Annotated in this window: 15 protein-coding genes; 8 read left to right on the top strand and 7 right to left on the bottom strand. The window is 67.4% G+C overall.

The features are described from left to right. Positions 1 to 47: 47 nt before the first annotated feature. Both thrB and thrC read right to left on the bottom strand, forming a co-directional pair. On the bottom strand, positions 48 to 980 hold the full coding sequence (thrB, locus tag PJB24_RS05205; RefSeq protein WP_273843434.1) for a homoserine kinase: 933 nt from the start codon (positions 978 to 980) through the stop codon (positions 48 to 50). Then, positions 977 to 2,056: a threonine synthase gene (thrC, locus tag PJB24_RS05200; RefSeq protein WP_273843431.1), complete on the bottom strand. Its 1,080-nt coding sequence runs from the start codon at positions 2,054 to 2,056 to the stop codon at positions 977 to 979. The genes thrB and thrC overlap by 4 nt, the downstream gene beginning before the upstream one ends. A 214-nt stretch (positions 2,057 to 2,270) precedes the next feature. On the opposite strand from thrC, the gene rfbA reads away from it, so the two are divergent. Together rfbA and rfbC are read left to right on the top strand one after the other, a co-directional pair. Beyond that, positions 2,271 to 3,149 carry a glucose-1-phosphate thymidylyltransferase RfbA gene (gene rfbA, locus PJB24_RS05195; protein ID WP_273843430.1) on the top strand — a complete coding sequence of 293 codons (879 nt, stop codon included), beginning with the start codon at positions 2,271 to 2,273 and terminating at the stop codon, positions 3,147 to 3,149. After that, positions 3,146 to 3,703: a dTDP-4-dehydrorhamnose 3,5-epimerase gene (gene rfbC / locus PJB24_RS05190; RefSeq protein WP_273843428.1), complete on the top strand. Its 558-nt coding sequence runs from the start codon at positions 3,146 to 3,148 to the stop codon at positions 3,701 to 3,703. The genes rfbA and rfbC overlap by 4 nt, the downstream gene beginning before the upstream one ends. On the opposite strand, the gene PJB24_RS05185 is transcribed toward rfbC, so the two are convergent. From PJB24_RS05185 to PJB24_RS05170, 4 genes are read right to left on the bottom strand one after another with little or no spacing between them, the layout of a single operon-like run. Further along, the gene (locus tag PJB24_RS05185; protein WP_273843427.1) at positions 3,691 to 4,530 is read right to left on the bottom strand and encodes a glycosyltransferase family 2 protein; all 840 of its coding nucleotides are present in this window, start codon (positions 4,528 to 4,530) and stop codon (positions 3,691 to 3,693) included. The genes rfbC and PJB24_RS05185 overlap by 13 nt on opposite strands. Next, on the bottom strand, positions 4,527 to 5,537 hold the full coding sequence (locus tag PJB24_RS05180; RefSeq protein ID WP_273843426.1) for a glycosyltransferase family 2 protein: 1,011 nt from the start codon (positions 5,535 to 5,537) through the stop codon (positions 4,527 to 4,529). The genes PJB24_RS05185 and PJB24_RS05180 overlap by 4 nt, the downstream gene beginning before the upstream one ends. A 6-nt stretch (positions 5,538 to 5,543) precedes the next feature. Then, entirely contained in the window at positions 5,544 to 6,848 is a 1,305-nt protein-coding gene (locus tag PJB24_RS05175; RefSeq protein ID WP_273843425.1) for an ABC transporter ATP-binding protein, read from the bottom strand. Continuing rightward, positions 6,845 to 7,687 carry an ABC transporter permease gene (locus PJB24_RS05170; RefSeq protein WP_273843424.1) on the bottom strand — a complete coding sequence of 281 codons (843 nt, stop codon included), beginning with the start codon at positions 7,685 to 7,687 and terminating at the stop codon, positions 6,845 to 6,847. The genes PJB24_RS05175 and PJB24_RS05170 overlap by 4 nt, the downstream gene beginning before the upstream one ends. Positions 7,688 to 7,976: 289 nt before the next feature. Here PJB24_RS05170 and PJB24_RS05165 point away from each other — a divergent pair, with 289 nt between their 5' ends. The 3 genes from PJB24_RS05165 to PJB24_RS05155 all read left to right on the top strand — a co-directional run bounded on the left by PJB24_RS05165 (position 7,977) and on the right by PJB24_RS05155 (position 11,196). Then, complete coding sequence (locus tag PJB24_RS05165; RefSeq protein WP_273843423.1) at positions 7,977 to 8,894, top strand: YihY/virulence factor BrkB family protein; 918 nt, start codon at positions 7,977 to 7,979, stop codon at positions 8,892 to 8,894. Continuing rightward, complete coding sequence (locus PJB24_RS05160) at positions 8,891 to 9,487, top strand: hypothetical protein (RefSeq protein WP_273843421.1); 597 nt, start codon at positions 8,891 to 8,893, stop codon at positions 9,485 to 9,487. The genes PJB24_RS05165 and PJB24_RS05160 overlap by 4 nt, the downstream gene beginning before the upstream one ends. 146 nt (positions 9,488 to 9,633) lie before the next feature. After that, complete coding sequence (locus PJB24_RS05155; protein WP_273843420.1) at positions 9,634 to 11,196, top strand: protein kinase domain-containing protein; 1,563 nt, start codon at positions 9,634 to 9,636, stop codon at positions 11,194 to 11,196. 57 nt (positions 11,197 to 11,253) lie between these two features. Here PJB24_RS05155 and PJB24_RS05150 read toward each other — a convergent pair whose 3' ends face one another. Continuing rightward, positions 11,254 to 11,526 carry a helix-turn-helix domain-containing protein gene (locus PJB24_RS05150; protein ID WP_273843417.1) on the bottom strand — a complete coding sequence of 91 codons (273 nt, stop codon included), beginning with the start codon at positions 11,524 to 11,526 and terminating at the stop codon, positions 11,254 to 11,256. A 99-nt stretch (positions 11,527 to 11,625) separates the two neighbouring features. Between PJB24_RS05150 and PJB24_RS05145 the strand changes: the two genes are divergently transcribed. The 3 genes from PJB24_RS05145 to PJB24_RS05135 form a co-directional block, all read left to right on the top strand. Next, a complete protein-coding gene (locus PJB24_RS05145; RefSeq protein WP_273843415.1) occupies positions 11,626 to 12,255 on the top strand; it encodes an ATP-dependent Clp protease proteolytic subunit in 630 nt (209 codons plus the stop codon). Between the two features lie 15 nt (positions 12,256 to 12,270). Further along, positions 12,271 to 12,870 (top strand): metallophosphoesterase family protein, encoded by a 600-nt coding sequence (locus tag PJB24_RS05140; RefSeq protein ID WP_273843413.1) that lies wholly within the window; start codon positions 12,271 to 12,273, stop codon positions 12,868 to 12,870. 168 nt (positions 12,871 to 13,038) lie between these two features. Next, positions 13,039 to 13,251, top strand: a 213-nt coding sequence (locus tag PJB24_RS05135; protein ID WP_273843412.1) for a hypothetical protein, incomplete at its 3' end; no start/stop codon positions are given.

Here is a 13,251-nt window from a genome sequence, read left to right as displayed (position 1 = left end):
GACCGGGGGATATTCTGGAATTCGTGATCTACCGGACAGCCCTCATTCTACGGCACGGGTTCGAGCACGGGGGAGCCTACCTCGCCCGGGGGTTCCACCCGGGCTCCGGCGAGGTCCACCTCAAGCGCCCACGCCCGTGCTTCGACGCCTCTTTTGCCGAAGGCCGCGCGCATCGCGGAGGCCACCCGCGCGGCCACCTCCTCCGCGACGAAGGCTATGACGGTCGGTCCCGAGCCGGAGAGGGAGGCGCCGTAGGCCCCGGCTTCGAGGGCGGCTTCGATGACCTCCTCGAGCCCCGGGATGAGGTGCGCGCGGTAGGGCTGGTGCAGCCGGTCCTGCATCGCGACCCGTAGCAGGTGGTACTCTCCGGTGGCGAGCGCCCCGAGCAGCAGCCCGGAGCGCCCGACGTTGAAGACCGCGTCGCGGTGGGGGACCATCTCCGGGAGGGCCCGGCGGGCGGCGGTCGTCGAGACGGTGAAATCCGGCACCGCGACGGCCGCCCGGAGGCCTTCGGGCTCGAGCCGGACGCTCTTTACCCCCTCGGCGGTGAGGGTGCCGATGACGAGCCCGCCGAGCAGCGCGGGCGCGGCGTTGTCCGGGTGGCCGTCGAGCTCGCAGACCAGGTTCAGGAGGTCCGGGGCGGCGAGCGCCCGCCCGAGCAGGTCGTTCGCCGCCACCGCCCCACCGACGAGCGCCGCGGCGCTCCCGCCGAGCCCCCGCGAGGGTGGGATGTCGTTGTGCTGTACGAGGTGGAAGTGCAGCTCGGCCTCGTCGGCCATCTCGGCGACGAAGCGGGCCGCGCGGTAGGCCGGGTGCTCGGTGCCCTGCGGGATCATCCACGCTCCCTCCCCGTGCACCTCGACGACCGGCTCGGGGGAGATGTCCAGGCTGATCCTGGTGCCCAAAGAGAGCGCGAGCCCCACCGCGTCGAAGGCCGGGCCCAGGTTGGCCGAGGTCGCGGGTACCCGGACCGAGATCACGCGAGCACCCTCCCCACGCGCCGGACGACGGCCTCGAAGCTCGCCGCCACGGGCTCCGGGAACCGCGCCCGCTCGACCACCGCCTGCGGGTCCTTGAGGCCGTGGCCGGTCAGCACGCAGACGACGGTCCCCTCCGGGGCGCGTCCCTCGCGGGCCAGCTTGAGGAGGCCCGCCACCCCCGCCGCCGAGGCCGGCTCGCAGAAGACGCCCTCCTCGCGGGCGACGAGGCTCTGGGCAGAGAGGATCTCCTCGTCCGTGACGCTCTCGATCGCCCCTCCGGACTCCCGCGCCGCCGCGAGCGCCCCCTCACGGCTCGCTGGGGAGCCGATCCTGATCGCGCTCGCCACCGTCTCCGGGCTCTCAACGTCGTGCCCCAGGACGAGCGGGGCCGCTCCGGCAGCCTGGAAGCCGATCATCCTCGGGGTCTTCTCCGACCGGCCCGCCTCGCGCCACTCGACGAAGCCCTTCCAGTAGGCGGTGATGTTGCCTGCGTTCCCGACCGGAAGCGCGAGCGCGTCCGGCACCCGGCCCAGCGCCCGCGCGATCTCGAAGGCCGCCGTCTTCTGACCCTCGATGCGGTCGGGGTTCACCGAGTTGACCAGCGCGATCTCCTCCACCTCCTGCGCGAGGCGGCGGCAGATGGCGAGCGCCGCGTCGAAGTTCCCCTCGATCTGGATGATCCGTGCCCCGTGCGCCAGGATCTGGACGGACTTGCCCGAGGCTATCTTCCCGGCCGGGACGACGACGAAGCACGCCATGCCCGCCCTCCCCGCGTAGGCCGCCGCGGAGGCCGCCGTGTTGCCCGTCGAGGCGCAGACGCAGGCCTCTCTCCCGGCTGCCTTCGCCCGGCTCATCGCCACGGTCATCCCGCGGTCCTTGAACGAGCCCGTCGGGTTCGTCCCCTCGAACTTGAGGTAGACCTTAGCCCCGACCCGCTCCGAGAGACGCGTCGCCGGGATCAGGGGGGTCTCCCCCTCGCCCAGCGTGACCACCGCCTCGTCCGGTATCTCCGGCAGCCAGCCGCGCCACGCGGCGATCACGCCGCCTCTTCTGCCGGATTCTCTCTCGATGCTCAAGTGTTCCCCGCCTTTCCGAGATGATGAAACCTCACGCAGCCGCTCGTCCGGGTGTCCCAAGTGGACATCGTCCGGGGCCCGTGGTAGTTCGCAGGTTGAGGACGGGGAGCATACGACCGGGAAAGTAGCATACCGGGAGAACCCCTTTCAAGGTGTGCCGGGGCTGCGAGAGAGCCGCCCGTGCGCTAGCATGGGCGGCCATGGAGGTGTACGGTTGAAAGGCATAATCCTGGCCGGGGGATCGGGGACCAGGCTCTACCCGCTGACTCACGTCGTCAGCAAGCAGCTTCTGCCGGTCTACGACAAGCCTCTCGTCTACTACCCTCTCAGTACGCTGATGCTCGCAGGGATAAGGGAGATCCTCGTGATCTCGACCCCGCAGGACCTGCCGCGCTTCCGCCAGCTCCTCGGGGACGGCTCGCAGTGGGGCATCACGCTCAGCTACGCCGAGCAGCCCCGTCCGGAGGGGCTCGCGCAGGCGTTCATCATCGGGCGCGGGTTCGTCGGGGACGGGCCGGTCGCGCTCATCCTCGGGGACAACATCTTCTACGGGCAGGGTTTCGGGAGCACGCTGCGCGAGGCGGCCTCGAGGGAGGAGGGGGCGACCGTCTTCGGCTACTACGTGCGCGACCCGGAACGCTACGGGGTGATCGAATTCGACGAGGAGCGGCGGGTGGTGAGCATCGAGGAGAAGCCGGAGAGACCCCGCTCGCACTACGCGGTGACCGGGCTCTACTTCTACGACAACCAGGTCCTGGACATCGCCGCGAACCTGAAGCCCTCGGCGCGGGGGGAGCTTGAGATCACCGACGTCAACGTCGAGTACCTCAGGCGCGGGCAGCTCAGGGTCGAGCTTCTGGGGCGGGGGATGGCGTGGCTGGATACCGGCACCCACGAGACGCTGCAGCAGGCGACGAACTTCATCGAGACCATCGAGCACCGGCAGGGGCTGAAGATCGGATGCCCGGAGGAGGTGGCCTACCGCATGGGGTACATATCCGCGGAGGATCTCGTCCGGCTGGCCGAACCCATGAGGAAGAACAGCTACGGGCGCTACCTGCTCGACATAGCCGGGGAGGAACCTCTCGCGTGAGGGTCGTGGAGACGCCGCTTCCGGGCGTGTTGATAGTCGAACCAGACGTCTTCGGGGACGAGCGCGGGTTCTTCATGGAGACCTGGAGCCGCCGCCGCTACGAGGAGGCTGGCCTGCCGGGCGTCTTCGTCCAGGACAACCTCTCCTTCTCGCGCCGCGGCGTGCTGCGCGGGCTGCACTACCAGAACCCGGACCAGCAGGGCAAGCTGGTCTACGTCCTTGCCGGGGAGGTTTTCGACGTGGCGGTGGACATCCGCCGGGGCTCGCCTTACTTCGGGCGCTGGACCGGGGTGGTGCTCTCCTCGGAGAACAGGCGCCAGCTCTGGGTGCCGGAGGGCTTCGCCCACGGTTTCGTGGTGCTGAGCGAGACGGCGCTCTTCGCGTACAAGTGCACCGCACCCTACAACCGGGAGGCCGAGGGCTCCGTTCTCTGGAACGACCCGGAGATCGGGATAGACTGGCCCCTCGAAGACCCCATCCTCTCCGAGAAAGACGCCGCTGCCCCGCCGCTCTCCGGGGTTCCTGCGGGGAGGCTGCCCGTCTACTCGCCCTGAGGCCGGAGCGTACCCGCCAGCCGCACCCCCGCCCGGGCGCACAGCCCGAGCAGGACGAGCAGGTCGTAGATCCCGAAGGGACCGTGCGGGCCGTGCTTGCGGTGGTAGAGAAAGGCGCTCTTGTGCAGCCTCAGGATCGCGCGGGTCCTGTCGCCGCTGCTCGCCCCGGTGTGGTGGACGACCTGCACCCGGGGCAGGTAGAAGACCTTCCAGCCCGCCTGACGGGCGCGGCGGCAGAGGTCGGCGTCCTCGAAGTACATGAAGAACCGTTCGTCGAAGCCTCCCAGCTCCTCCAGCACCTCCCGCCTCGCTGCCAGGCAGGCCCCGGAGACCCAGTCGACCGCGACCGGGGCCCCGGGCTCCCCGGCCGCCGGGAACATCCGCCGCACGAGGCGGCTTTTGGGAAACGCGCGAGTCAGGAGGGAGGTGCGACCGAGGAGTCCGGAGGCGAGGTTCACCTCCCGGCGGGCCGAGAGCTGCAGGGTGCCCGTGCCGTCGACGATCCTGGGCCCCACGACCCCGGCCTGCGGGGCGCAGCGGAAGAACTCACCGAGGCGCTCGAAGAAGTCCCGCTCGACGATGACGTCGGGGTTCACGAACACCACGATCTCGCCGCTCGAGGTGCGGAGGCCCCGGTTGCAGGCGCGGGCGAAGCCGAGGTTCTCGGGGTTTCGCAGGAGGCGTACCCCTTCCGGGAGCCCCGGTGGCTCCTCGCGGTCGTTGTCCACCACTACGATCTCCGGGTCCCCCGCCCCGAGCAGGCTCTCGACGCACCGCAGGGTGTGCAGCCAGGAGGCGTAGTTGACGATCACCGCCGAGAACCTCATCCGCCGATCCCCGACAACACCCGGTCCTTCGCCCGGCGCAGCAGGCTCCTGCGGGCCTCCCGCGAGGACGCCTCGAGCAACCTTTCCACGTACTCCACCTCCACCCGGCGCAGTTTCTGCACCCTGCGGCGCTTGCGCAGCATCGCGGGGACCATCGCGGGCACCTCCGAGAGCCCGGCCAGGTGCGCCGACAGGGTCCCCGTGGCCGCGGAGGTAGCGAGGCGGAGCATCTGCCCGGCGAGGAATGCGGGCAGCGTCGCGGGGACGAGCGGTGCCGGCAGGTCCTTCACGAGCAGCAGGATGCTGTTGCGGGTGCCCAGGCGGGTCGCGGTCGGGCTGCGTCCCCCGCCGCTCGAGGCCCCGCCGGCGTGATAGACCACGGCGTCCGGCACGTAGAGGCAGCGATAGCCGGCGAGCTGCGCCCGGAACGAGAGGTCCCCGTCCTCACAGTAGGCGAAGAAGTCCTCGTCGAAGAGCCCGACCTCCTCGAGCATCCTGCGGCGGTAGAGGGCGGCGGCGGCGCACGCCCCGAAGACGTAGCGTTTTACGGAGTACTGCCCGCGGTCCACCTCGCCGTGGCCGACGCGGTAGGGGAGCCCGCTCGCGCGCAGCGCATCCCCCGCGCCGTCGAGGACGCGGCGGTCGTGGAGCGAGAGCATCCTGCTCGCGAACATCCCCGCCTCCGGGTGGGCGTCGGAGGCTGCGACGAGCGCCGAGAGCCACCCGACGTCCTGCTCGGTGTCGCTGTTGAGCAGGGCGACGAGCTCCGAGTCCGTGGCCTCGATGCCGGCGTTCGCCGCCCCGGAGAACCCCCGGTTCTCACCGAGGGCCACCACCCGCGCCTCCGGGAAATCCTGCTCCACCATCTCCACCGAGCCGTCGGTTGAGCCGCTGTCGACGACCACCACCTCGAAGTCCCGGAAACTCTGGCGGCGCAGCGAGGCCAGGCAAGCCTGCAGGAGGCCGCGGGTGTTCCAGCTCGGGACGACGACCGAAACCCTGGGCATCGTCCTCTAAGAGGCGCTGCGGCGGGCCAGGCTGTGGACGGCCACCTCGGTCGGCAGGTGGAAGAGGCCCGGGATCTGACGTCGCTCCTGCGGTTTCCCGACCTCGAAGACCGCCGCGACGTCCACCCAGTCCAGGAAGACGTGCCCCCCGGCAGGCGGGGAGACGAAGGCGCCCACGCTGTAGAGCCCCGGTCTCAGGGCAGGCTGGAAAGAGAAATCCGCGATGAGACGCTCCCCCTTTGCTTTTGGTCCGATCTTCCGTCCCTCCAGCGCGGTGGAGGTCGAGAAGACGTCGAGGCCGCTGTTGTTGCGCAGCGTGATCCCGACCGCGCTCGCCGGCACCGGCTGCTCGTACTCCACGTGCACCCGGACCGTCACCCGCTCCTCCGGGCTCACCTCCTCCGTAGGCCGGCCCTGTTCGTCCAGGACCTCGACGTGTGAGATCCTCGCCTCACCCGTGCCGTGGCGCAGACGCTTCGCCCGGCGGGCGAGATCCGGGTTCTCCTTGAAGCTCGGGGCGAAGTCGTTCTCCTCTTCCTGCAGCCGGTAGCCGTCCTGTGCCCCGCCCTTCTCCGAGGCCCGGATGCTCGCGAGGAGCGCCTGGTAACGATCGGCCACCTCCGCGACGTCTCCGTGGGCTATCATCCTGCCCTCGTGCAGCAGCACGCCCTTCTCGCAGAAGTCCTTTATCTGGGAGGTGCTGTGCGAGACGAAGAGGATGGTCGTCCCCCGGTCGCGCAGCTCGCGCATCTTCTGCAGCCCCTTCGCTTTGAAGAGGGCGTCGCCGACCGAGAGGCTCTCGTCGACGATCAGGATGTCCGGCTCGACGTTGACCGCTACCGCGAACCCCAGCCGCGAGCGCATGCCGCTCGAGTAGTTTTTCACCGGCTGGTCCATGAAATCTCCGAGGTCGGCGAACTCCTCGATCTCGTCGAAGCGCTCGAGCATCTTCTTGCGGTCTATGCCGAGGATGAGCCCGGTGAGCATCACGTTCTCCCGGCCGGTGAACTGCGGGTTGATCCCGGCTCCTATCTGCAAAAGGACTATCTGGCCGTTTGTTTCCACCGTGCCGGCGGTCGGCTGCAGGATACCGGCGACGATCTCGAGCATCGTGCTCTTGCCGGCTCCGTTGCGCCCCAGGATGCCCAGAGAGGTGCCCGCCTCCACGTCGAGGTTTATATCCCTGAGCGCCCAGAAGTCCCGGCTGTAGCGGAGTCTGCCGAAGGTGATCGCCTCGAGGATGCGCTCGCGCTGCCTCGGGTAGATCCGGAAGCTCTTGGAGACGTTCCTGAGTCTTACCGCCAGGCTCATATCAGGTCGGGGAAGCGATGCTTGGTGCGGACGAAGAGCATCAGGCCCCCGGCGAAGAGGAGGATCGAGAACACCGTGAACCCGAGCGTCGAGATCGCACCAGGGAGGGTGCGGGAGATTATGAGGTCCCGGTAGGCCTCGACGAAGTAGGCTATCGGGTTTAGGGAGACTATGTAGTGAAAGACGCCCTTGGCCCTGTCTGCCGGCCAGATCACCGGGGTGACGAAGAACGAGGCCCTGACGATCGAGCGCACCGTCTCCTTGATGTCCGGCAGGTACGCCCCTATCACCGAGAACAGATAGCTCAGTCCCAGGATGAACAGGAGCTGTATGACGAAGATGGCTGGCAGCAGCACTATCGTCCAGCCCGGCGGGTGTCCGAAGGCGACCAGGAGCGCGAGCAGCACCACCAGCTCGAAGAGGCGCTCGGCGAGCGTCGAGGTGGCCGAGACGAACGGCAGTATCTCCGTCGGGAAGACCATCTTCTTCACCAGCATCGAGTTGCCCTGGATGATGCCCGTGGCCGAGTTGAGGGTGCTGGCGTACATCTGGTAGGGGATGAGCCCGCAGTAGAGGTATAGCCCGAAGTTGAGCGAAGGGTCTCCCGCCACCTGCCGGAAGCGGAACCCGAGTATCTTCGAGAAGACTATCGTGTAGAGCGCTATCAAGAGCAGCGGCCCAAGGAAGGCCCAGGCGAACCCGAGCACCGAACCCTGGTAGGACTTGGAGACGTCGCGCTGGATCATGTACCAGAGCAGCCAGCGGCGCTCGTAGAGCGTGCGCAGGGCCTCGAGGGTGGAGCCTAGTATCCCGGGGGGGTCTTTCAGTGTCTCCGCCACAAACAACGCAATCTATCTGTCCTGACTTTCCTTCCTCTGAACCCGGCTAGTTTAACGCAGGCTACCGGTGGCGACCAAGCGCGGGGGCGTTCGCCGCGGGCTGTTTGCTCTTCTCACCGGCGGGGTATGGTGCACAGCACATATGGCACCAGGGCGTGGGGCACGAGAATGGAGGATGGTTTACCGTGTTGCTTGAGGATCGAACATATCACCGGCGGAACGTGCCTGCTCCGGCGTGTGGCTCCGGGGACAGGTCTCCGGATGCCGGTGGCCGCGGGAGGTGAGAGAGGTGGCAGGCAGGCTGAAGACGCTGGAGATCGTCAAGCAGACGATCAAGGAGGTCGGCGAGGACCATGTGATGGCCTTCGCGGGCAACCTGACCTACAGGATCTTCTTCGCGCTGTTCCCCTTCTTCGTCTTCCTGCTCTCCCTGCTCGGGATATTCGGGGCGGAGGATCTGGTGAACACCCTGATCAGGAGCGTCTCAGGGGTGATGCCTGCCTCGGCGACCCAGCTCATAAAGACCCAGCTCCTCTCGATAGCGCAGAGCAAGGCGAGCGGGGCGTTCACCTTCGGGGCCATTGTCTCGGTGCTTCTGGCCCTGTGGGGCGTCTCCGGCGCCTTTCGCTCGGTGATGGAGGCGATGAACGTGATGTACGGGGTGGACGAGAACCGCCCCTTCTGGAAGGTGTACGGGATCTCGATCTTCATCTCGCTCGCCGTGATCGTCCTTCTGGTGGTGGCGCTCGGCATCGTGGTCTTCGGGGCCTCCGTGGGGGGCGGGCTCGCGGGGCTGGTCGGCCTGAACGGGGTCTTCCAGACGGTTTGGTCCGTGATCCAGTGGCCGATCCTCGCCTGTTTCGTGCTATTGGCTTTCGCGCTCGTCTACTATTATGCCCCGGCCGTGACGCAGAGGTGGCGCTGGATCAGTCCGGGATCGGTGATGGCGCTGGTTTTCTGGGTGGGATTCTCGCTGCTCTTCTCCGTCTATGTCTCCACCTTCGGATCCTACAACGCCACCTACGGCTCCTTCGCGGGGATCATCATCCTTCTGCTCTACATCTACTACTCGACGGTGATCGTCCTGGTGGGAGCCGAGCTGAACCAGGTGATCGAATGGAGACATCCCGAGGGCAAGGACGAGGGGGAGCGCAAGCCAAAGGATGAGGGTGGGAAGTCGAACGACCCAAAAGGGGAGAAGATATGAGCTCGAACGGCGGAGACGGAATCTACCGGGATGAGGGTGCTGCTGGATGGGACCCGGTGACCAGCGGCGTGGAGCGTGATGCCTCCCGGCTCCTGGGCGCCATCTACGATCTGGCGGGCGGAAGACCGAACGCGCCGGTACTACTGGGTGGGGAAGGGGTGCCCCAGGAGAGGGGGGCGGCGACCCGTGCGGGTCTCGAACCTTCATCCCCGGCGTGCGCCGTCGCCGTGAGGTATCTGCTCGACAAGGGGTATATAAAGCGGGATGAGGATTCTTCCCGTGAGGCCTACACGCTCGGCGCGCCAGGCATCGAAGAGGTGCTGAGGCAGCGGGGAGAGAAAGGTCCGGAGACCGGGGAGGTGCACGGTATGAGCGACAAGATGCAGCGAAGGCTGGTCACCATACTGGCTTTGGGGCTGGCCATGGGCCTCAGCCGGCCGGTGAACCGCTACATAGATCGGCGAATCCCGGAGAGGAGGGGTATAAGGGACGATCTCACCGAAGCCGCGCTGCAGGGAGCGGTCAGGATGAGCGCACTCCTCGGAGCTTCGGTCATCGTCCGTCGGCTCGCCCGTCGGCGCCGCGGGTTCTGAGGCTGCGGGATGATCCGAACGCCGCCTGCAACCGTTCGAATAAACGGAGTATGTTGTTTGCTCTTGGGCACCGGACGGGATATATAGGGGTGTAAGAACCCTCTCTACGGAAAGGCCGCGGGTGCGACAGGAGGTAGCAGGGCATCTTGCTTGAGGAGAAGACGCTGATTTCAGGGCGTTACGAGGTTGAACGCTACCTCGGGGGTGGCGGGATGGGCGAGGTCTACGCCGCTCGTGACCGTCTTCTGAACCGTCAGGTTGCGATCAAGGTGCTCAAGGAACCCTACGCGCGGGATCCCAGGTTCGTGGCCCGTTTCCGTCAGGAGGCCCTGGCCGCGGCGTCGCTCGAGCATCCGGGGGTGGTGGAGATATACGATGCTCCCCGCGAAGGCGAGCTGCCCTGCATCGTGATGGAGTACGTGGAGGGAGGCACGCTCAGGGACCTCATCCTGCGCCGGGGTCGCCTGGAATGGCGCGAAGCGGCCAGCATCGCCGCCGGGATAGCCCGGGCCCTCGATGCGGCCCATTCTCAGGGCGTCGTCCATCGCGACGTGAAGCCGCAGAACGTTCTGCTCACCCCCTCCGGGGAACCAAAGCTCGCGGACTTCGGTATCGCCCGGGCGGCAGACGCCACGCGGGTGACAGCGCCGGGGACAATTCTGGGCTCGGTCTACTACATCTCGCCGGAGCAGGCCCTCGGAGAACAGACGGGTCCCAAGAGCGACCTCTACTCTCTCGGCGTCACGCTCTACGAGATGCTCACCGGAGAGGTCCCCTTCGAGGCTGAAAACCCGATAGCGGTCGCGATGATGCATGTCAGAGAACACATCGCCCCACCCTCTTCGAAGAACCCCTCGGTTCCCAGGGGGCTCGACCTGATCCTCGGACGCCTCCTTTCCAAGGATCCCGCCGGGCGGCATCCCGACGCTGGAGCCCTGGCCGCGGACCTGGAGGATCTCATCGCCTCCGGTGGGCGCCGTGCGGGCCGCAGACACCGCATCCTGGCCGGAGGCGCGCCGGTTTCCCGCAGGCGCCACGGCGCACCCGGACATCCCGGCAGGCGCGGCCTGCGCAACGGTGCGGCGGCGATACTGACACTCGTGGCGCTCGTTGCCTGTGCCGGCTGGTGGATCCTCGAGGGCTCTTCTCGAGGAGGTGCCACGGGCAGTATCCGGGCGGCCGCGGAGCCGTCCGCTCCCTCGATAGCACCCATCAGGAGCTCCGCCGGGGAGCACCGCAGCGGTGGGAAGACCGGACGGAGGTCCGTCCCGCCGATGGCCGAGGCCGCGACGCGGTCGTCCTTCGGTGCGCCCACTGCAGCCCCCACGTCGCAGAGCGGTGGTGAATCACTCTCAACGTCCGCGGCCTCCCCACCTCAGGGTGCCTCCGCCACTACACAACCGGCCGCAGACGCCCTGCAGCGTCAACCCTCGTCCGCGGCGCGCCAATCCTCTGCACCCGGTAGTCCGGCCTCCGGTGACACACCCGGTTCCGCCTCGGGTACCCCAGGTCCGGCGTCCTCTTCCAGAGCCACTCCCACGCCGTCCCGGCCGCCACACATCCAGCTACCCGATCTCCCGGACGTCAAGAAGATCATCCGTGAGAGCGGCGCATCCCAGAGGAGCAACACCGTCTCCTCCCGTCAGAGCCAGAGCGTGACGGAACTCTCCTCCCAGGGAAGCCCGGCCGGAGGAACCACCGCGCCCTGAGATCACCCCTTCCCTCTCATAAACGGGAGGGCCTCCAAACCGGCGCGGTACCCCCGCCTAGAACCCGATCCTCTTCTTCTCCTCTTTCTTCTCGCTGGACGTCCCGGATGTCTCCTCGCCGGACTCCTCCAGATACTCGACGCCGCCGACCAGCACCCGCGGATCCACGCTGAGCGCAGCCGCCAGCTTGTGCACCGTCTTCGGATACGCCCTCCTCTGCCCGTTCTCCAGCTTCGAGATCGTATCCCGCGCCACCCCACTCCTCTGCGCCAGCTGCTCCTGGCTCATCACCGCCCGACGTCGTAACTCCCTCAGATGCGGAAGGTCCATATCCCGTCACCCCCTGAATGCCACATAAAACTTGCAAAAACACTACAACAATGTTACTCTCCGGGAGTATATTACGCGGACGAGAAGGAGGTTGGCGGCATGGCGGGTTCTGGGGCGGGGCTGGTGGTACCGTACGTGACGGAGCGGGGGCCGTGGGGCGAGCGATCGATGGACGTCTACTCGCGGCTTCTTAAGGACAGGATCGTCTTCCTCGGGACGCCGGTGGACGATCAGGTGGCGAATGCCATCATCGCGCAGCTTCTGTATCTGGATGCTGAGGATCCGGAGAGGGACATCAACGTGTACATAAACTCTCCGGGAGGGAGTGCGACGGCGATGCTCGCGATGTACGACACGATGCGGCAGGTGAGCTGTGATGTCGCCACGACCGCAATAGGGCTTGCGGCCTCGGCCGGGGCTTTCCTGCTCGCGGCCGGGACGCCGGGCAAGCGTGCCGCGCTGCCGAACACGCGGGTACTGCTGCATCAGGGCGCCATACACGGGGACGGTCTCGGCGGGCAGGTCTCGGACATCGAGATCCACGCCAGGGAGCTCGTCCGCAGCAAGCGGCGGGTCAACGAGATCCTGGCCGGGGTCACGGGGCAGCCTTTCGAGAAGATAGAGCGCGACACCGACCGCGACTTCTGGATGGGGGCCGAGGAGGCCTGTGAGTACGGTGTGGTGGACCGGGTGATCTACGCCCGGGAGAAGTTGGCGCCTGCCGGGTGAGGGGGACGTATCCGGATGTATTCGCGGGTTGCTTTGATCTCGGACATCCACGGCAACCTGCTCGCGCTCGAGATGGTGCTGGAGGACGTCGAGCGCGAGGGTGTGGACGGCGTCGTATGCCTGGGTGATGTGGCCGCCACCGAGCCCTGGCCCAGCGAGACGGTCGATCGCCTGCACTCCCTCGATTGCCCGGTCGTCATGGGCAATGCCGACGACGAACTGCTACGTCCGGGGGGCCTGCCGGAGGACGAGGGTTCGCGCCGGATCGCGGAGATAGACCGGTGGTGCGCCGGGCGGCTCTCGGCCGATCAGCTCGACTGGGTGTGCGGGTTCCACCAGACGCTGGAGGTAACGCTCCGGGGAGGGAGGACGCTCCTGTGCTTCCACGGATCGCCGCGCTCGTTCGACGAGGGCGTAACGCCCGAAACACCCGCGGAAGATCTGGCCCGGATGTTCTCTGGCCACCACGCAGACGTGATGGCGGGCACACCCACGAGCAGTTCCTGCGTCGGTACCGCGAGGCGATCGTACTCAATCCGGGCAGCGTCGGCCTCAACCCTCCGGGTGCAGAGTATGCGATCGTATCCTCCGGGGACGACGGTCGGATGGAGGTGATTCTGCGCCACCTGCCGCTCTTTGGCCATGAGGTGGCGCGGGCCGCTCTCGATAGCGTGATGCCACACGCCGGATGGTACTCGAGCTTCTGGAGGTAAGACCCTGAGCCTCACCCGCGAGTACATCCACCAGAGCCGGGGGTACCGCCTCGGGACGGGCTGCTGCCTGGTGCGCATCTACCGTGGAGATCCCGGTGACGCCCCGGTGGTCCTCTTCGAGGATTTGCCCCTCGAACAGCGCTTCGAAGCCGCGGAAAATACCGGATGCCTCGCCGCGGAGGTTCTCGAGGAGCTCGGACCGGACAGCCTCCCCGCCCTCCCCCGGCCGGTGCTCTGGATCGAACACCGCCCCGCCCGCAGACACGGTCCCGGGCGATACTTC

It is taken from the genome of Rubrobacter calidifluminis, from assembly GCF_028617075.1.
GTDB classification, from domain to species: Bacteria; Actinomycetota; Rubrobacteria; order Rubrobacterales; family Rubrobacteraceae; genus Rubrobacter_E; species Rubrobacter_E calidifluminis.
This window is presented reverse-complemented; position numbering and strand designations above follow the sequence as displayed.

Bases quoted from the DNA above. Each gene is read 5' to 3' on its own strand.
- PJB24_RS05185 (WP_273843427.1), bottom strand. From the start codon at position 4,530: ATGAGGTTCTCGGCGGTGATCGTCAACTACGCCTCCTGGCTGCACACC.
- PJB24_RS05180 (WP_273843426.1), bottom strand. From the start codon at position 5,537: ATGCCCAGGGTTTCGGTCGTCGTCCCGAGCTGGAACACCCGCGGCCTC.
- PJB24_RS05175 (WP_273843425.1), bottom strand. From the start codon at position 6,848: ATGAGCCTGGCGGTAAGACTCAGGAACGTCTCCAAGAGCTTCCGGATC.
- PJB24_RS05160 (WP_273843421.1), top strand. From the start codon at position 8,891: ATGAGCTCGAACGGCGGAGACGGAATCTACCGGGATGAGGGTGCTGCT.
- PJB24_RS05150 (WP_273843417.1), bottom strand. From the start codon at position 11,526: ATGGACCTTCCGCATCTGAGGGAGTTACGACGTCGGGCGGTGATGAGC.
- PJB24_RS05145 (WP_273843415.1), top strand. From the start codon at position 11,626: ATGGCGGGTTCTGGGGCGGGGCTGGTGGTACCGTACGTGACGGAGCGG.
- PJB24_RS05140 (WP_273843413.1), top strand. From the start codon at position 12,271: ATGTATTCGCGGGTTGCTTTGATCTCGGACATCCACGGCAACCTGCTC.